Annotated in this window: 16 protein-coding genes; 2 read left to right on the top strand and 14 right to left on the bottom strand. The window is 64.3% G+C overall.

What is annotated here, in order from left to right:
• Positions 1–176: 176 nt before the first annotated feature.
• On the top strand, positions 177–1,319 hold the full coding sequence (locus GTA51_RS11490; protein WP_160961232.1) for a D-alanyl-D-alanine carboxypeptidase family protein: 1,143 nt from the start codon (positions 177–179) through the stop codon (positions 1,317–1,319).
• Positions 1,320–1,514: 195 nt separating this feature from the next.
• Here GTA51_RS11490 and GTA51_RS11485 read toward each other — a convergent pair whose 3' ends face one another.
• A complete protein-coding gene (locus tag GTA51_RS11485; RefSeq protein ID WP_160961230.1) occupies positions 1,515–3,551 on the bottom strand; it encodes a cytochrome c biogenesis protein CcdA in 2,037 nt (678 codons plus the stop codon).
• A 104-nt stretch (positions 3,552–3,655) separates the two neighbouring features.
• A complete protein-coding gene (locus GTA51_RS11480) occupies positions 3,656–4,123 on the bottom strand; it encodes a chemotaxis protein CheX (protein ID WP_160961229.1) in 468 nt (155 codons plus the stop codon).
• Between the two features lie 291 nt (positions 4,124–4,414).
• On the opposite strand from GTA51_RS11480, the gene GTA51_RS11475 reads away from it, so the two are divergent.
• A complete protein-coding gene (locus tag GTA51_RS11475; protein ID WP_160961227.1) occupies positions 4,415–5,533 on the top strand; it encodes a DnaJ domain-containing protein in 1,119 nt (372 codons plus the stop codon).
• Positions 5,534–5,873: 340 nt separating this feature from the next.
• On the opposite strand, the gene GTA51_RS11470 is transcribed toward GTA51_RS11475, so the two are convergent.
• From GTA51_RS11470 to GTA51_RS11415, 12 genes are all read right to left on the bottom strand, one after another.
• Complete coding sequence (locus GTA51_RS11470) at positions 5,874–6,401, bottom strand: cyclic nucleotide-binding domain-containing protein (RefSeq protein ID WP_160961226.1); 528 nt, start codon at positions 6,399–6,401, stop codon at positions 5,874–5,876.
• On the bottom strand, positions 6,398–7,591 hold the full coding sequence (locus tag GTA51_RS11465) for a potassium channel family protein (RefSeq protein WP_160961224.1): 1,194 nt from the start codon (positions 7,589–7,591) through the stop codon (positions 6,398–6,400). Before GTA51_RS11465 ends, GTA51_RS11470 begins: the two co-directional genes overlap by 4 nt.
• 204 nt (positions 7,592–7,795) lie before the next feature.
• Complete coding sequence (locus GTA51_RS11460) at positions 7,796–8,128, bottom strand: HdeA/HdeB family chaperone (RefSeq protein WP_160961223.1); 333 nt, start codon at positions 8,126–8,128, stop codon at positions 7,796–7,798.
• Positions 8,129–8,407: 279 nt separating this feature from the next.
• Positions 8,408–9,739 (bottom strand): sigma 54-interacting transcriptional regulator, encoded by a 1,332-nt coding sequence (locus GTA51_RS11455; RefSeq protein WP_160961221.1) that lies wholly within the window; start codon positions 9,737–9,739, stop codon positions 8,408–8,410.
• Positions 9,739–11,166: a two-component system sensor histidine kinase NtrB gene (locus tag GTA51_RS11450; RefSeq protein WP_246198102.1), complete on the bottom strand. Its 1,428-nt coding sequence runs from the start codon at positions 11,164–11,166 to the stop codon at positions 9,739–9,741. Before GTA51_RS11450 ends, GTA51_RS11455 begins: the two co-directional genes overlap by 1 nt.
• A gap of 24 nt (positions 11,167–11,190) precedes the next feature.
• Positions 11,191–12,036 (bottom strand): hypothetical protein, encoded by an 846-nt coding sequence (locus GTA51_RS11445; RefSeq protein ID WP_160961220.1) that lies wholly within the window; start codon positions 12,034–12,036, stop codon positions 11,191–11,193.
• A gap of 119 nt (positions 12,037–12,155) precedes the next feature.
• On the bottom strand, positions 12,156–12,647 hold the full coding sequence (locus tag GTA51_RS11440) for a ferritin-like domain-containing protein (protein ID WP_160961218.1): 492 nt from the start codon (positions 12,645–12,647) through the stop codon (positions 12,156–12,158).
• A gap of 115 nt (positions 12,648–12,762) precedes the next feature.
• Complete coding sequence (locus tag GTA51_RS11435) at positions 12,763–13,599, bottom strand: FAD/NAD(P)-binding protein (protein ID WP_160961216.1); 837 nt, start codon at positions 13,597–13,599, stop codon at positions 12,763–12,765.
• A 10-nt stretch (positions 13,600–13,609) separates the two neighbouring features.
• Entirely contained in the window at positions 13,610–14,656 is a 1,047-nt protein-coding gene (locus tag GTA51_RS11430) for a 4Fe-4S dicluster domain-containing protein (protein ID WP_160961215.1), read from the bottom strand.
• Positions 14,656–15,627 carry a 4Fe-4S dicluster domain-containing protein gene (locus GTA51_RS11425; protein WP_160961213.1) on the bottom strand — a complete coding sequence of 324 codons (972 nt, stop codon included), beginning with the start codon at positions 15,625–15,627 and terminating at the stop codon, positions 14,656–14,658. Before GTA51_RS11425 ends, GTA51_RS11430 begins: the two co-directional genes overlap by 1 nt.
• On the bottom strand, positions 15,614–16,102 hold the full coding sequence (locus GTA51_RS11420; RefSeq protein ID WP_160961212.1) for a hydrogenase iron-sulfur subunit: 489 nt from the start codon (positions 16,100–16,102) through the stop codon (positions 15,614–15,616). Before GTA51_RS11420 ends, GTA51_RS11425 begins: the two co-directional genes overlap by 14 nt.
• Positions 16,090–18,048, bottom strand: a complete 1,959-nt coding sequence (locus tag GTA51_RS11415) for a CoB--CoM heterodisulfide reductase iron-sulfur subunit A family protein (protein WP_160961210.1) — start codon at positions 18,046–18,048, stop codon at positions 16,090–16,092. The genes GTA51_RS11420 and GTA51_RS11415 overlap by 13 nt, the downstream gene beginning before the upstream one ends.
• Between the last annotated feature and the right edge of the window lie 2 nt (positions 18,049–18,050).

The following is an 18,050-nucleotide window of genomic DNA, read 5'->3' as shown; positions in this document are numbered from 1 at the left end:
GCGCACCGGCCTCGCCCGCTCCATGCCGGCATAGTACGGCAAGCGGCCGCCCGGTGCAACGCCGGGAATCCGGGCTTTTGACTTTCCTTTTGGGCGCGGGTAAAAGCGCATCGTCGCTCCCGGCGTCAGCCCGGCATTACGCTCGGCACTTCGCCGCGCAAGGGGAATCCAACCACATGCAATACGCACTTCGCGCCACCATCATAGCGTTTCTGACCATCCTGACCTTGGTTGCCGCTCCTTTAAACGGCCTGGCCAAGGACACCGGCCACGCCGATAAGGAACGGGCCAAGTCCGCCGCCCAGAAACCAGCCAAGGCGGCCAAACAGGCCAAAGCCGAACCACGCGGCAAGGCCGAGCGGCCGGCCAAGGTCGGCAAATCCGCCCGGGCGGCCAAGGCAGTGGCGGCTGATGCCGCTGTCCAGAAGCCGCGCCGCGGCAAAAAGGCCGCTGCGGTCAATCCCGACATCGAGAACGAAGAGGGCGATATCGGTGCCTGCGCCGTGCCGACGCTGACCGTCAAATCGGCCATCCTGTGGGACATGAACTCCGGTGAGGTGCTCTACGAGCAGAATCCCGATGTGCAGATTCCGCCGGCCTCGCTGACCAAGGTGCTCACCCTTTACATCCTCTTCGACGCCATCCGCCAGGGCCGGCTGCGCCCCTGGGATGTCATCGAGGTCTCGCCGCGGGCTGCGACCCAGGGCGGGTCCAATATGCACCTGCGCTCCGGCGAGCAGATCAAGATTACCGATCTCATCCAGGGCATTGCCGTGGCCTCGGCCAACGACGCCTGCATGGCCGTGGCCGATAACCTGGAAAACGGCAACGCCGATGCGTTCGTGGCCCTTATGAACGACACGGCCAAACGCCTGGGCATGACCAATTCCGTGTTCCACAACCCCAATGGCCTGCCGGCCGAGGGCCAGGTGACCACGGCCCGGGATATGCTGAAGCTGGCGGCTGCCTACCTGGAGCAGTTCCCCAAGGCGCTGACCATCCATTCCATGCAGTATTTCACCCACAACAACCGCCAGCGGCACAATGCCAATTCGCTTCTGGGCCGCTATGAAGGCGTGGATGGACTCAAGACCGGCTTTGTCTGCGCCTCGGGCTACAACATCGTGGCCACGGCCAAACGCGGCGACACGCGTCTGATTGCCGTGGTCCTGGGGTCGCGCAATCCCCGGGTGCGCGAGCGCGAGACAGCCAAGCTGCTGGACAAGGGCTTTAAGCTGGTCCAGGCCAAGAAAACTGCCTCGCCGGCCCCGGTCGCGGCAGTGGCGGCCCCGGGCGTGGGCGCGGCGGCCCATCCCTGACCGGCCCCGGTTTCCTCCCGGCCCTTGGACCGGGCAGGTGGTTACGCAATGAAAAAGGGAGCGCCTGGGCGCTCCCTTTTTTTGGGGTCCGATACGGAGGCAGCATGGGGCTGGCGACAGCGTTCGCACAGATTTGCCGCAGCTGGCCAGGGTCGAAGCCCACAGGCCTTCTGCACGGCCCTTGGCTCTGCGGCGCTACTCGTCTGCCGGCTGCGGGGCAGCCGTTTTGGCCGGGCCGCCAAAGGCCTCGTCCATGGCCTGCTCGAACTGGCCGGCGGTGAAGAGATCGCGCAGCACCAGCGGTGCCTGGGCGTCCCGTCCGGCCGGGAAAAAAGCGGCCGCCGGGATGGACTGGCTGCCCAGGGCGCGCAAAAGCGCCATGGCCGGCGGCGTCTGGCGGGTGAGATCCACCTTCATAAAGACCGCTTTGTGGCGGGTGCCCCACTGGGCCACCCGGGGGGGGGTCAGCACCGTTCGCTCCAACAGCTTGCAGGTCGGGCACCAGTCGGCCGTGAAATCCAGCACCAGATTGTCCTTGCCCAGGCGTTCGGCAAAGGCCTCGGGCGTATAGGCCACCCATTCGGCCTCGGCCGGCGGGGCAAAGGTCAGGGCGAAAGCCAGGCCGCCTGCGGTCACGACCAGGGCAACGAGGCCCAGGAACAGACCGCGCAGGGCGCTTTGGGCCAGATGCATGCGGCCAAGCAGGGTGGCCCCCACGGCCGTGGCCCAGAACGCGGCCAGCGTCGGTAAAATACGCCCGGGTGGCAAAAGCGCCAGGAAATAGAGGCAGGTGGCGGCCAGGATAAAGGCCATGGCCCGCTCTAATCCCTGCATCCAGACGCCGGGCCGGGGCAAAAAGCGCACCAGCCTCGGCCAGATGGCCAGAATGCCGTAGGGTGTGGCCATGCCCAGGCCGATGGTGGCAAAGACGGTCATGATGATCAACTGGGGCTGCAGCAGGGTCCAGGCCAGCACACCACCCAGAAACGGACCGCTGCACGGGGTGGCCAAAAGCGTCGTCAGCATGCCGGTCAGAAAGGCCCCGCGCCGGGTATGCCCCCGGGTGCCGGAGGAGATTTTCAGATCCACCACCGGCAGATGAAACACGCCAAAAAGGCTCAGCGACAGGGCGAAAAGCACCACAGCCACCACGATGGCCAGGGCCGGCGACTGAAACATCTCCCCCCAGGCCAGGCCAAAGGCCCCGAGGATGAGGCTTAGGATCAGAAAATAGACAACGATGCCCAGGGCAAAGAAGAAATTGTGCTCGCGCAGGATGCGGCGGCGCTCCTGCCGCCCCTCCTCGCCGCTGATGGCGAGCAGGCCCGACAGCTTGAGGCTGACCACCGGCAGCACGCAGGGCATGAAATTGAGGATGAAACCGGCGGCAAAGGCCAGCATGGCGGCCTTGAGCAGCCCGGACACTTCCAGGGCCGGCGTGAACGAGCGCGGGGTCAGTTCGGGCGCGGCCTGGCTGCTCGCGGCCGGGACGCTGCCCGCAGCGGTGTCCACACTGTTTGGTGCCGCCGGCAGGCGTAGGCCCGGCGGCAGGGACGGCTCGGGACAGGCCGACAGCGGCGACGCCAGGGCGGCGTTTCGCAGGGCCAGAAACAGCGGCCACCACGGCTGGGCCTCGGCCAGGGGCAGGGCCGCGACATCTTCCCCGGCCAGGGGCAGGGCCACGGCCAGGGTCGAGGGCCAGCAACTGGTCTCGGAACAGGAAAAGACCCGCACCTCGCCGGTCAGACTGGCGGCGCTGCGACCTTGCTCGGAGAGCGGCACAAACACCGGGGTGCGGCCTGTGTAGACCAGGACGTTTTTGTCAGGTTCCAGCAGATCCGGGGTGGGTATTCCAGGCGGGAACAGGGCCGGGGCCTGGACATCGCCGGCGGTCAGGGAGGCTTTGGCCGATTGGCCGGATTCGGCCGGCCCCACGGCGTAGGCGTGCCAGCCCGGGGCAGACACCAGGGTCAGGACGGCCAGTACCGGGCCGGAGGGGTCACCTTTGGGCAGACGGAAAAGCGCTGTTTCCAGACTGGCCGGGAGCGTCTCTTTTGCAGCTTCGGTCTGGCTGCCCGAGGGCTGGGAATCGCTGGCCGGGGATGCGGCCTGGGCCGCGTCCAGGTTCGCCAGCCCGGCCCGAACCGGGCCGGCGGCGGCCAGCAGAACCAGCAGTGCCAGACCGGCCAAAACACCCCGGGCCGACATGGTGTGGCAAGCTCCACGTTTCATGGCGGTGCGGCCTTTCGCCGAAAGGCTGGTCAGTGCCCTGGCGGCGATCCCTGGCACAGTCCCGGGTAAAAGGGCGGCCCGTGGCTGGCGCATGGCGCGGGGAATCACTCGAAACAAAACTCCAGGGTGAAATCCCCGTATTCGGTTGAAAACGGGATGGCCACCACCGGACCGGAGGTGATGTGGCTGACGGTGTGGTTGTCACCAAAAATGACGGTGGGCGTTGACGACGAGAGGTTGAGTCCAAGCTGGCTCAGTCCCGCCCGGGCCTGGCCGGAAATCATGTTGGTGATCTCGCCCACAGCGTCTTTGGCGTCCTGGATGATGTCGACAATGTCGTCACCAAGCATGTTTTTCACCACGGCAATGGCACACTTCTTGGAAAAGCTGATGGAAATGCTGCCGTTACGGTCGCCGGTCAGGCCGACAATGGCAGAAACGTCGCCAGCAGCGGCTGACGCTTTTTTGACGTAAGGTTTGCCAGGCTTGGGGTCGAGCTGGGCCATCATCGTCAGGACATGCCTGGTTGCGTCGACAAAGGGCTTGGCTACATCGGCATCAGTCGGCTTCATGTGGATTTCCTCGGGTTGCCTTCCGGCGCGGCAGCGTCGGCGGGCTTGACAGCGAATATGCGTATCGCGCCCTCCCATTACATCAAAAAGGCCCGTTCTGTCACTAGCAGCCTGCACCCGGCCGCGACCGGGGAATTTCGCCTTGCCAGGGCGGTTGGGATTGCGTAGAAATAGTACTGGAAGGTGTTGTTTTGATGCAGAAAAATGCTGCTATACCAGCGCGTTGCGTGATCCTGGGCGGTGTGTCGGGGTGCGTGGGCGATTGTCCCCGGGGAGCGCGGGAAGCATCCCATGCATAGACACGCCCAAGGACACGGGAGCCATGGGGCCAAAACTGCCGGCGGTGTGGCGGATTGGCAGGCCCTGGAAGTCCAGCTCAACCGCACCCGCATCATGCTGCAGGAAATTCTCGTCCATCTGCAGGAAGTACTCAAAAATCTCCGCACGGCCCGCAATGGCGGGCCGACCGTTGCCGGCCGGCCCGGGGCAGAGCAAGCCCGCAATGCCTCTGCCCGGGACAGCCGTTTTCGCAGCCAGGCCACGCCGGGGGCCGGTGCCTCCGACCGTTTTTCCAGAACCCAGACCCAAGGCCCCGCCGCTTCGGCCTCGGCCGGCACTTCCGAACGCAGCCGCTTCAAGGCGCGCGCCCCTTTCGAGACCAAAGGCCCCACAACCGCCGGTGCCGCCGGCAATGGCCAGACAGCCGGCACCGCCCAGCAACGGGCCGCCGGTTTCGGCCAGCCCGCCGGCGACGACAAGGCCCGTACCACTACGGCCGGGACAAGCCGGCCCGGACAGGCAACGTTTCGCGCCACCGCCGGCCCGACAAGCGCCCAGCGGGAACGACCGCGCCCGGAATCGACCTTTCGGGCCAAAGCAGCCGGTCCCGACCCCGCCGCCGGCCGCGCCGCCGGGCAGCAATCCCGGACCACCGCCGGTTCCGCCCAGGGTGCGTCCAGGGGGGCCGCCGGTTCTACCCAGGGTGCCTCCCGGGGGGCAAACGGTTCCGCCCAGGGCGCCTCCCGGAGTTCAAACGGCTCCGCCCAGGGCACCACGCAAGGCACCTTCAGGGCTTCGGCCCAGGGAGCGGCCGCCGGAGCCTCGCGCCCCCATGCCCGGCCCCGGCCGGAACGCCCGGCCGACAGCTTTCGCCAGGACAACGAGCGGCAACACCGCGCCCGCGAAACCGCCCGCAAAAACGGCATGAACCTCAAATGCGCCTACGACATTCTGTGCATCAACTATCCCTGCACCGTGGATGAAATCAAAAACGCCTACCGCTCCATGGCCCGCCTGCACCACCCCGATCTCGGCGGCGACGAAGAAGCCATGAAAGATGTCAACGTTGCCTACGAGCTGGCCATGCGCTTCTCCGCCGGCCGCCGCACCGCCACGGCCTGGGCTGTGTAAATAAAAAAGAAGAATAGAAGAAGAGAAAAGAGAAGAGGCCTGCGGCGGCCAAAGGGGTGACCCCTTTGGAATCCCATCAGGAGGCAAGGGGTTAAGGGGGGACGGCGCTGCCGCGATGGTGGGCGGGATCAAAGTGCACTTGCGTCGGGTGGGCAATGCCGCAAGGCAAGCTTGACGGGAACCACTGTTACTCCAGTTGCCCTTGCGCTGCCGGCCAACTGACCAGCCAGCCCCTTAAACCCCTTAGAATACTTTTCCTATCAAGGGGGTCCGGGGGGGATTACCCCCCCCGGCCGCCGGAGGCATCTTCTGCCTTCTCCTCTCACGCTCCCCCGACTCTCTATTTGCGCTCTGCGCCGCGGCGGCTGAGCACCAGGGCCAGGGCCGTGGTCAGTTTGACCAGTTCCACGTTGTTTTTGCGTACAACGCCGGCCAGCCGCCGGGCCAGCACGGTCAGCAGCTTGACGCCGATGACCGGATTTTCGGCCACGAAGGTGAAAAAGCGGTCGCGGTCGATGCGCAGGAAGCGGCAATCGGTCAGGCACGTCACGGTGGCCGAACGGATATCGCGATCCAGCAGGGCCATTTCGCCGAAAAAGGGGCTTTGGGCGTCCGAGAGTTCGACCAGGGTTTTTTCGGCCTGTTCGGCGTCGAGGATGGTGGCGGAAATGTCTTTAAGCAGCATGGATTTGCTGACCCGCACCCTGCCGGCCACCAGCAGAAACATGTCGTCCCCCGGTTCGCCTTCGGCGATGACGGCGGTGTGGGCCGGCCGGGTCACGGTTTCAAAGCACGGGGCCACCAGGGCCAGTTCCTCGGCAGAGAGCCGGGCGAACAGTGCCGCCCGGGTCCAGGCGTCGTCGCTCATGCCGGACCTCCTGCGGTGCCCGCTGCGGCGGTTGCGGCCGGAGCGGAGCTGGCCAGCACGATCAGGCCGTCAAAGCCGGCCAGATCCACATCGTCGCCGGGGTTGACCACCACCGTCGGCCCTTGCCGGCCGATGCGGTCTTCCTGGCCGTAGGCGGCAAACAGCTCCAGGATGAACTGGTCCAGGGCCGAGTCGGCGTCGAGGAGTTCCTTGATGGTGATGTCGCGTTTGAGGCGAAAAACGGCCACCGGCAGCCGTCGGCCGTCGGCCAGGGACCGGGCCACGAGCTGGGACCAGCGCAGGCCGCGTTCGTCGTGGGCCAGGGGGCGGGCCTGCATGCCCCGTCCGCCCGGCCCGCCCAGCAGGCGCTCCATGAATTGCCACAGGGCCGGGTGTTCGCCCATGGCTCCCAAGGCCCGTTCGGCCAGATCGCCGCGAATAAGGGTCACGTCCACGCCGGCCCGGGCCAGATGCTTGCGGTTGGTTTCCAGCAGCGCCTCGGCGTAGAGTTGGACCTTGGGGGCCAGGCCCCGGAAAGTCAGGGCGGCGAGCAGGGTCTGCTGGTCGGCCTCGTCCGGGGACAGGCCGTCCTGGGACAGGATGTAGGCCGCCCGGGCCGTAGTTGGCGAGGCCCGGCCGACCACGCTTTCCTGGGATGGGTCGCCGCGACAGAATTCCAGGCGGTCGGCCAGTCCGATGTCGGCGGCGATTTCGGCAAAAGTTTCGGGAGTGATGGGCGCCACAAGGACCACGGCCGGTCCCCGCGAGGGTGGCGCGGCGGCGGCCAGGGCCTTTATGAGTCCCGGGGCGTGGGCGTTACAGCCAAGGACGAGACAGTGTCCCGAGGTTTTCACAGGCAGCAACCCCTGGCGTTTGCGGTTGCGGCGCTCAATGAGCGCCGAGGCCAGATTACCGGTCAAAGCGGCCATGATGCCGATGCCCGTGCCCATGATGCCCATGCCGATGAGGCGGCCGGGCACGGTGACGGGCACGAAATCGCCGTAGCCCACGGTGGACAGGGTGACCATGGCCCACCACAGGGCGTCAAAGAGTGTGCGTTCGGGGTTGTGACGCAGTTCGAAGTAATAAAAGCCGAACGAGGCCACGACCAGGATAAGGACAACCAGGGCTGAGGCCGTGGCCAGGGTGGAGGCCAGCAGCCGGCGCAGGAGGGTGACGGGCGCGGTCATGGGCGCATCCGGCAACGGGCGCTGGCGAGCCGGCTGGCGCGGCCAAAGCGCCGTACGCCAGCCGGTCCCCGGCAAGCAGACCGGCCAGGAGCCGGGCAAGCCGTCCCGGTGGCAACGCTGCTGCCAGCGCCGTCACGCCGTCGCGTCCGGGACTGTATTTGATGCGGCCAGATAACCATGGGCAAACCGGGTCTGCGTTGCCGATTAGTTATTGATACCGACTTCCTTGGCCACTTCCAAAACCTTCTTGCCGGGTTTTTTGGCGCAGGCTTCCATGAGGGCACCGGAAAAGCCTTCCAGGGTCTTCCAGTTGAGCGTCGTGTCGCCGGAGACGCCGCTTAAATAGCCGTCCAGCCACATGAGGATAAAGGCCACCGACTCCTCGTCGGAATCGGCCATTTCCACGACGAATTCCTTGCAGGTGATGGCTCCGAAATTGATGTTCTGGGGCTGCTGGGATTTCTTGGCCAAGGCGGGAACGGCCATGGCGGCGATGAGGAGGCAGGCGCAAAGCAGGCGGCAGACAAGACCTTTCATGAAATCTCCAAGAGTTTGGCCGCCGACCGTGCGCCGCCGGAGGGTTCGGCGGGCCAGTTGGCGACGCGGTGCGCGGGACGATCCGAAACTAGTGTATTTGCTGGCGACGCGCCAGGGGTGTCCAGGCTTTGGCCGGGCAGCATGATTGCGCCGGTGGACGCGACTGTCCGGGGCAAAACCCGCCATCGGGCCACGGCGCGCCAGTCCCGCACGGCGGGCAGCGGGCATCGGGCTGCACCGAACTGCGGCGCTACCAGGGCTCGTGGGCAAGAGGCAATCCTAAAACAGACCGTACTCGCGGATTTTGCGATAGAGCGTCTTGCGGCAGATGCCCAGCGCCTCGGCGGCGAGCGAGCGGTTGTTGTCGTAGAAGTTGAGCACCTTGGTGATGTGCTCCTTCTCCTTGGCTTCCAGTGTCTGGATTTCCTCTTCGGCCCTGGCCGGTTCCAGAAACTCGCGTGGCAGGGCGTGTTCGGTAATCAGGCTGTTTTCCGACAGGATGATGGAGCGTTCCATAACGTTGCGCAGTTCGCGCACGTTGCCGGGCCAGTCGTAGCTGGTTAAGCATTTCATGGCCCGATCGGAGATGCGAAACGGGGCCTGGCCGGCGGTTAGGCGCGACAGGAAAAATTCCACCAAAAGCGGAATGTCTTCGCGGCGTTCGCGTAGCGACGGCATTTCGATATTAAAGACATTGATGCGGTGGAACAGGGCCTCGTGAAAGCGGCCCTCGGCCACTTCCCGGACCAGTTCGCGGTTGGTGGCGAACAGCAGGCGGATATCCACCCGGCGCTCGTCTTTTTCGCCCACCCGGCGGTAGGTTTTATTTTCCAGCACCCGCAACAGCGCCGCCTGGACCTCGATGGGCAGTTCGCCGATCTCGTCTAAAAACAGCGTCCCCTTGTTGGCAAAGGCCATGAAACCTTCGCTGTTCTCAACCGCCCCGGTAAACGAGCCGCGCAAATGCCCGAACAGTTCGCTGCGGGCCAATTCTTTTTGCAACGTAGCGCAGTTTTTGATGAAAAATGGCTTGTCCGGCCGTTTGGACAGCGTTTGAATAAGGTGGGCGGCCACTTCCTTGCCAGCCCCGGATTCGCCGGTAATGAGCACCGGCACTTCGGTGGGGGCGACTTTTTCGATGAGATAGCGGACCTGTTTGATGGCCGGGGAGTTGCCGACCAGCTGCACCGGCGGGGTCTGGCCCTGGAAATGGCGCAGCCGGCGGTTTTCCCGACGCAGGTAGGTGCGCTGGTAGGCCCGCTCGATGAGCAGTTCCAGTTCGGCCAGATTAAACGGCTTGGTGACGTAGTCAAAGGCCCCGAGCTTCATGGCTTCCACGGCCGTGTCGATGGCCCCGTGGCCGGTGATGAGGATGGTTTCCAGATCTTCCTGGCGCTTGCGTAATTCGACCATGAGTTCCAGGCCGTTGGCATCAGGCAGGCGGATGTCGAGAACCGCGACCTCGTATTCGTTTTTGGCCAAAAGTTCCCGGGCCTCGCGGGCCGAGGCAGCCACATGCACGCAGCGGGCGGGCGTTGTCAGCTCCTTTAACAGGAGTTTGCCGATGGAAGGTTCGTCATCGACCACGAGAACGCAATAGGAACTGTTCACTAGGGGTGCCCGCTATCCAGAGGGAGTTTCACGGTGAAATGCGTGCCGATACCCACTTCGCTGGCCACTTCAATGACCCCGTGGTGTTCGCGCACGATGCTGTAGCAGGTGGACAGGCCGATACCGAGGCCCTTGCCCACGGGTTTGGTGGTGAAAAAAGGATTGAACAGCTTGTCCATGTTTTCCGGCTGGATGCCGCGTCCGGTGTCTTCCACGGAGAGGTTGACGGTGTTGTCGTTTTCCGGGTGCGTGGTGATGGTGATTTCGCCTTCGGCCTCGATGGCGTCCATGGCGTTGACCAAAATATTTAACAGCACCTGTTTGAGCTGGGCCTCGTCGCCCGGCACCGTGGGCAGGCCCATGTGCAGGTTGACGGTCAGGTGCAAACCGGCGCAGGAGCGTTCTTCCAGGCGGCTTTTGAGAATATTGAGGGTGTCGGTGACCACCTCGTTTAAGCACACCGGGGAAAAGGCCAGGGTGTGGGGCCGGGAAAACGACAACATGGAGCGCACGATATCGCGGCAGCGGCGGCATTCCATGAGGATGGTTTCGGTATATTCGGCCACGTCGGCGTAAAGTTCGCCGTCCACGGCCGACTCAATGGCCGGCAGCCGGCGGCGGATGCCCTCGGCCAGACCATAGACTGCGGTCAGGGGGTTGTTGATCTCATGGGCCACGCCGGCGGCCAGCATGCCGATGGTGGCCATCTTTTCCGCCTGATAATATTTGGCCTGGTATTCGTTTTCAAGGGTCACGTCGCGCTTAAAGATAAGGATGCGCGACTCGGGGCTGTCGGGATTGTAAATGGGCGAGGCCACCATCTCAAACCGGCGCAGCACGCCGTGGATTTTAAACGTGCCCATGCAGCGGCACACGGCATTGGAGCGAAACGACCGGTGGGCCGGGCATTCTGGACATGGGGCCGCGCTTTGCCGAAACAGCTTGTAACAATACTGGCCTTCGGGGCGCGGCACGTCGAAGAGTTCGTCAAAGACGTGGTTGACGGAAATGATGCGCAGGTCTTTGGTCAGCACCATCATGAGATCGGTGATGCCGTCGAGGATCGCGGCGATCTCCTGGCGGCGCAGTTCCGATTCCTGGTGGGCGTCTTTGAGCTCCTCCACCTTCTGGCGCAGTTCCTGGTAGAAGCCGAGTTTGCTGTGCTCGATGCCGATGAGATCTTCCAGGGACGGCGGCTGGGGCAGGGTGTCGCCGGTCTCGGGGGCTAGGGAGCGTCGAGGTAAGGGGGTGCGCAGCCGCGAAGGCGTCATGAAGGACTCCCGTCCGTCGCGGGCCACATCAAGGGTCAGCCGGCGCAGGGGCAAGGTGCGCGTGGGGCTTGGCAGGAGGCGGTCCCGGGTGGTGCTCGCAGCGGGTCGCTGTGGCGTGTCCCGGGATTTTTCATCCTCTCCGGCGGGTGCGGACATGATGCCGTCCATGGGAAACGGCCGTCAGGACAGGAGCAAGCAAGCCGGTTCCTCGCCGCGGGCCGCAGGCCGGGAGACGATGAGGCGGTCGGGACCGGCGGACTCTATGGCAGCAATGGCCCCAAGGTCCAGAAAATCCTGGAGCACGGCCACAGCGCGCAGGCGAAAAGCGGCCATGGGCTGCCGGGACAACCCCGAAAGACGGCGCAGGGCACCAAAGTCCAGGCGCAGTGCGGCCGGACCAGAGGACAAAAAGGCAGCCAGCCAGCGGGCAAAGCCGTCGTTGCCAAGGGGCGCGCGGGCGGCCAGCAACCGCTCCAGACGGGCCGCGTCGTCAAAGGCGGCCAGCATGCGGGGGCTGACGTCCAGGGCGCAGATGCCGGCGGCGCGGTCGCATAAAAGGGTATTGAGCAGGCGCACCTGGATCACGTAACAGCCGGCAGCGTCTTCGATGTCGATGCGGGCCGAAGCCAGCCGCCACAGGGAGCGTTCCAGGCGTCTGGCGTCGAAGCGCCGGGCCTTGGGGTGGATCAGCCGGGCCAGATCGCGCAGGGAAAACCGGGCCGAGCCCTTGGCCTGCCCGCGAAAGGCCAGCAGCAGGCAGCCGAGAAAAGCGTCGAGGTCGTCCTGGTCCAGCCGTTCGCCGCAAAAGCGGATGGCAGCACCCGGCCAGCAGGTTTCCAGGGCAACGCCCTCCTGCCATTGCCGGGGCGACCAGCTGCGGGCGGCAAACAGGTCCGAGGCCATCACCAGGCCGAGCAGCCGCCCGGAGAGCCCTTGCTCCAGGCTGTCCACGGCGCAGGTCGGATGGGCACTGTCCAAGGGGCTGGTCAAGGTCATGGTGTCGAAGCCGATCTCATCGTGGTACATGGTCGTTCCCCCTGGCTTCTACCTGTTTGGCCCCAATGACGCGGGCTCGCCTGCCGTCAGGCTCTCCGGCTGGTTATGGGCTGGGGGCGTCGCTGGCGACGCCCCCGGCCCAAGGCGCTCTATGCGTTGCGACGCAGGGTGGCGAGCATGCCGCGCAGTTGGCGCAGATGCCCGCGTTCCTCGTCAAGAACCTGTTTGACAATACCGGACTCGGCGACCGGCATCAGATCCATCATTTCCCGAAAGTAGAGGATGGTGTCTTTTTCAAACCGCGAGGCCAGTTCAATGGCGGCAATGGCGTCGGCGGCATCGGCCAGGTCTTTCTCGGGTGCTCCGCCGCAAAAGAGTGCGTGGGAGTCGAGCAGGGCCTGGACGTATTCCATGTATTCTTCTTCGTTGCTGCCGGCCGGAACCTCGATTTTGGCGATGCGCCCGGCCATGGCTTCGAAAATGGCCTGGTGGCGGGCCTCTTCGCCGGCGAAAAACTGCAGAAAGCTTTTGACGTCCGGATTCGTCGCGGCGGCAGCGGCCTTGCTGTAGACGTTGCGGCCGCGACGCTCGATCTCAATGGCTGTGCCGACGATGTCGCTGGCGCTAAAAAAGCTTGCCATATGCGTCTCCCTTGATTGTAAGAGGCCTCCGGCGGCCGGGGGGGATCATCCCCCCCGGACCCCCTGGATGGGGGGATGGGTGTCCCCCCGAGCCTGTGCGTCGTACGCGATTGCTCTATAACTCGTTGGGCAGGGCCTTTAACTGGGCGTAGGTGTACACCGGCCCGTCCACGCAGACGTAGCTTGAGCCGATGTTGCAGCGCCCGCAGATGCCGATGCCGCATTTCATGCGTTTTTCCAGGGTGGTCAGGATCTGCTCATCCGGGAATTCGAGCTTTTTGAGCGCTTCCAGGGTGAACTTGATCATGATCGGCGGACCGCAGGTAATGGCCACGCAGTTCTCGGCCTTGGGGGCCATTTCCAGGAGCACGTTGGGAATAAGGCCCACCTTGTGCTCCCAACCGTCGGCCTCGCGGTCGATGGTCAGCGTGGTTTCGATGTCGGTACGCGAGGTCCACTCGGGCAGCTCGGCGGAAAAGGCCATATCCAGCGGCGAACGCGCGCCGTAGAGCAGGCGGATTTTGCCGAAGTCGGCCCGGTTGTCGAGCATGTAGAGGAACAGGGTGCGCAGCGGGGCCATGCCGATGCCGCCGCCGACGAACACGATGTCTTTGCCCTTGAGATCCTCGACCGGGAAGGGCTTGCCCAGGGGCGCGCGCACGCCGACCTTGTCGCCGGCCACGAGGTTGTGCAGCTTGGCGGTCACTTCGCCGGTCCGCATGACCGAGAATTGCAAATAGTCCATGCGGGTGGGGGGCGAGTTGATGACGAAGGTGGCTTCGCCGATGCCGGCGGCCGAGAGCTGGCCCACTTGTCCGGGTCCGAATTTGAACGCGGCCATTTTGGCCTCGTCGTCAAAGCGCACCCGGAAGGTCATGATGTTATGCGTTTCCTGGACGGTCTCCAGGATGGTGGCGACTTCCGGCAGATAGGGATTGAATGGTTCGCTCATCTGGACACCTCTAGGCCTTGGCCTTGGCGACGGCGTTTTGCACGATTTCGCGGATGTCCACGGAAACCGGGCAGCTTTTGACGCACCGGCCGCAGCCGCAACAGGCGATCAACCCATCATGCAGGGTCGGGTAATAGCTGAACTTGTGGCCGACGCGATTTTTGAGGCGATGGGCCTTGGTCGGGCGCGGGTTGTGCCCCGAGGCCTCCAGGGTGAACTGGAAGTGCATGCAGGCGTCCCAGGAGCGCAGACGCTTGCCGCTCATGCCCGAACCTTCGTCGGTGATGGAGAAGCAGTAGCAGGTGGGGCACAGGTAGGTGCAGGCCCCGCAACTGATGCACTTGTCCGACTGGTCACGCCAGAAGTCCATGTCGTCAAACCGCGCCAGCAGCGCTTCCTTGGACGTGGAGATGTCCGGGGCTTCGCCCAGGGCCGCCCGGGTCTTGGCCTTGACCTCTTCAGCCTCGGCCGCTTTGGCCGCGCCGTCGGTCAGGGCCGGGCTGGCGAGCAGGGGCTCGCCCTTGGCGCTGACCGCTTCGACCAGCCAGCCGCCGGCCACTGGCGTGAGCAGCAGATCGGAACCGGCCGGATCGGCCGGGCCGGAGCCTACCCAGTGGCAAAAGCAGGTGTTTTCCACCGTGTCGCAGGCCATGGTGACAAACACCGTGGCTTCGCGGGCGGCGATGTAATACGGATCAGGGAACTTCTTGCCCATGTAGACGCGGTCAAAGATCAGAAAGCCGCGTGCGCCGCAGGGTTTGGACCCGAAGACCACCGTGGGTTCGGCGGTCGTTTTGGGATCGAGGGTCAGCGTGGGTTTGGCGTCCTCGCCTTCCTTGCCATAGGTGTAGCTGAAAAGCTCCTTGCTGGCAGGGAAGACGGAACCCTTGGGCGGGGCGGTGGCGTCGGAGCCAAAGACCGGCGCTTTGGCCGGATCGTAGGCCCGAAACACCACGGCACCACCTTCCTCGACAGGGACGAGCAGCCGGCGCTCGGCAGCCAGGGCCTTGAGCCACTCGGGGAGTTTCTCCCGGGAGATGTATTTGACGGCGGCCATTACCAGCTACGCTCCTTGATGTTGACTTCCTCGGTCTTGAACTGCAGCAGCGGCGGAATCGCGGCAGCGTCAACGCCGGCCTGGTAGTCGAACAGGTCGTGGATGGTGCGATTGAGGTGCTTTTTAAGGGCCAGGACCGGAATGTCCATGGGGCAGGCCCGCTGGCATTCGCCGCACTCGGTGCAGCGCCCGGCCAGGTGCATGGCGTGCACCACCTGGAACATGAGCTTTTCCGTCACCGAGTCGTCCTGGGACAACCAGTGCGGCTCACGGCTTTGGGCGATGCAGTGGTCGCGGCACACGCACATGGGGCAGGCATTGCGGCAGGCGTAGCACCGGATGCAGCGGTCCATGTGGTAGCGCCAAAAGGCCATGCGGTCGGGAACGCTCATGGCGTCCAGGGCGTCGAGGTCGGCATTGGCCGATGGGACAGGGGTCGGCTGCGGGGCCGGCGTGCCGACAAAGGTGTCGGCCAAAACGGCATTGGGGTACTGGCAGCGCAGGCACTTATCCGCCGCCACTTCGGCCATGGGCATGGCCACGGTCTTGCCCCCGGCCGTGACCGAGACGGTCTTGCCGTCAGCGGACACAGCCGTGACCACGCCGGCGCCGGTTCCGGCAGCGGCGAGTTTGGCCTTGACCTTGGTCAGATCCACCACGCCGTCGCAACCGGCGGCGAAGATGACGATGTTGTCGCGATTGATGAGGTTTTCCTGGAGCAGTTCCACCACCGAGCGGGAATCGCAGCCCTTGACCACCACACCGACTTTCTTGCCGGCCATGGTCGGCAGGTAGACAGCGGGGTTGTGGACGTTAAGCGCTCCCCATTCGAGTTTGTCGACATCCTCGGCGCTGCGCATAAACAGCGGGGTGTTGTGCAGGGCGTCGTAGCCCTTCTGCCAACCGATGACGCATTCAAGGCCGGGCAGGGCCTCCTTGATGCGGGTTTTGAGTTCCTCAAGCCGCGACACGGTTGCCTCCTTGGCTGATGGCCCCAGCGACCTTGGCCAAAAGTTCCGGTGCCACGGCATCAAAGCGCGGCGCCGGTCCCAGGGTGTGAATCTGTTCGGTAAATGCCGTCACCACTTTCTGCCAGCGCTGGCCTTCGGAAGCCGAGACCCAGGTGTAGTCGAACCGACCCGGATCGATGCCGAGGATGGGCAGAAAGCGCTTGAGGACTTCCAGACGACGGCGGGCGTAGAAGTTGCCCTCGGCGTAGTGGCAGTCGCGCGGGTGGCAGCCGGAAACCAGCACGCCATCGGCACCGTTGATCAGCGTTTTGGCGATGAACAGGGGATCGATGCGGCCCGAACAGGGCACGCGGATGATCCGCAGGTCGGTGGGCTGGTTAAAGCGTCCAACGCCTGCCGTGTCCGCGCCGCCGTAGGAGCACCAGTTGCACAGGAATCCGACGATTCGCAGTTCCTTGCCGGTCAGGACTGGCATAAGGCGTTGACCTCCGCGAGGATTTGGTTGTCCGTGAAGTGCGACAGCTGGATAGCGCCCTGGGGGCAGGTCGAGGTGCAGATGCCGCAGCCCTGGCAGACGGTCTCAATGACTTCGGCCTTTTTCTGACCCCTAAATTCCACTTCCTTGATGGCCTTAAACGGGCAGGTCATGATGCACTTGCCGCAGCCGACGCAGCGTTTGATGTCCACGCGGCTGATCTGCGGATCGCTTTCCAGCATGTCCTTGGAGAACAGTGCCAGCACCTTGGCGGCAGCGGCGCTGCCCTGGCCCACGGACTGGGGAATGTCTTTGGGGCCTTGGCAGGAGCCGGCTAAGTAGACGCCGGCGGTATTGGTCTCAACGGGCTTGAGTTTGGGGTGGCTTTCCATGAAAAAGCCGTATTTATCGTAGGAGATGCGCAGCTTTTCAGCCAACTGCGGCGCGCCCTTGGCAGCTTCGGCGCCAGCGGCCAGGACCACCAGATCGGCTTCGATCTCGACCTGTGTTCCGGCCAGGGTGTCGGCCCCGCGCACCATGAGCTTGTCGCCCTTGGGGTAGACCATGGCCACGCGGCCGCGAATGTAGCGCGCCCCGTATTCCTCCATGGCCCGGCGGGTGAACTCGTCGTACATCTTGCCCGGGGAACGGATGTCCATGTAAAAGACATAGGACTGGGAATCGGGGATGTGGTCCTTGGTCAGGATGGTCTGCTTGGCCGTGTACATGCAGCAGAAACCGGAACAGTAGGGCCGATCCAGCGACTTGTCGCGCGAGCCGACGCACTGGATAAACACGATGTTTTTGGGTTCCTTGCCGTCCGACGGGCGTTTGATGTGGCCGCCGGTGGGACCGGAAGCCGACAGCAGACGCTCGTACTGCAGGCCGGTGATGACGTCGGGGTAGGTCCCGCTACCGTATTCCGGGATCTTTTTGATGTCGAACAGGTCGTAGCCGGTGGCGGCGACAATGGCACCGACATCTTCGGTGACGATCTCATCGGTCATGTCGTAGCGGATGGCTCCGGTGGGACAGACCTTGGCGCACACGCCGCACTTGCCTTTGACGAACTGGCGGCAGGTGGTGGCGTCGATATAGGCTTTTTTCGGAATGGCCTGGGGGAACGGGATGTTGATCGAGGTGCACGGCCCGATTTTTTCGTTAAAGGCATCGGGGTTTTTCTTGCTCGGGCACTTCTCGATGCAGGCACCGCAGCCGGTGCACAGTTCCCAGTCCACGTAGGTGGCTTTTTTCTTGACCTTGACCTGGAAGTTGCCCACGTAGCCGCCGATGGAATCGACTTCGGAGTAGGCGTGCAGGGTGATGTTGGGGTGCTGGGCCACGTCCACCATCTTGGGGCCCAGGATGCAGCTCGAACAGTCGACCGTGGGGAAGGTCTTGTCGAGCTTGGCCATCTTGCCGCCGATGGTGGATTCGCGTTCGACCAGGACGACCTGCAAGCCGCCGTCGGCGCAGTCGAGTGCCGCCTGGATGCCGGCCACGCCGCCGCCGATGATCATGACGCGCTTATTGACCGAGAACTTGCTGGGGATCAGCGGCGCATCGCGGCGCAGCTTTTCCACCGCGATGCGCACCAGATCCAACGACTTGTTGGTATTGGCCTCGCGGTTCTTGCCGATCCAGGAGACATGCTCGCGGATGTTGGCCATTTCGAACATGAAGCGGTTAAGCCCCGCCCGTTCGACGGCCTTGCGGAAGGTCGGCTCGTGCATGCGCGGGGTGCAGGAGGCCACCACCACGCCGGTGAGATTTTTTTCTTTGATGGCCTGGATGATGCCGTCCTGGCCGGGTTCCGAGCAGGCGTACATGGTGTCCGTGGCGTAGACGACCTCAGGAAACTCCAGGGTAGCCTTGGCCACGGCAGCAGTATCCACCGTGCCTTCGATGTTGCTGCCGCAGTGGCAGACGAAAACGCCGATTCGCATTG

The organism is Solidesulfovibrio aerotolerans (genome assembly GCF_009856865.1).
Lineage (GTDB): Bacteria > Desulfobacterota > Desulfovibrionia > Desulfovibrionales > Desulfovibrionaceae > Solidesulfovibrio > Solidesulfovibrio aerotolerans.
This window is presented reverse-complemented; position numbering and strand designations above follow the sequence as displayed.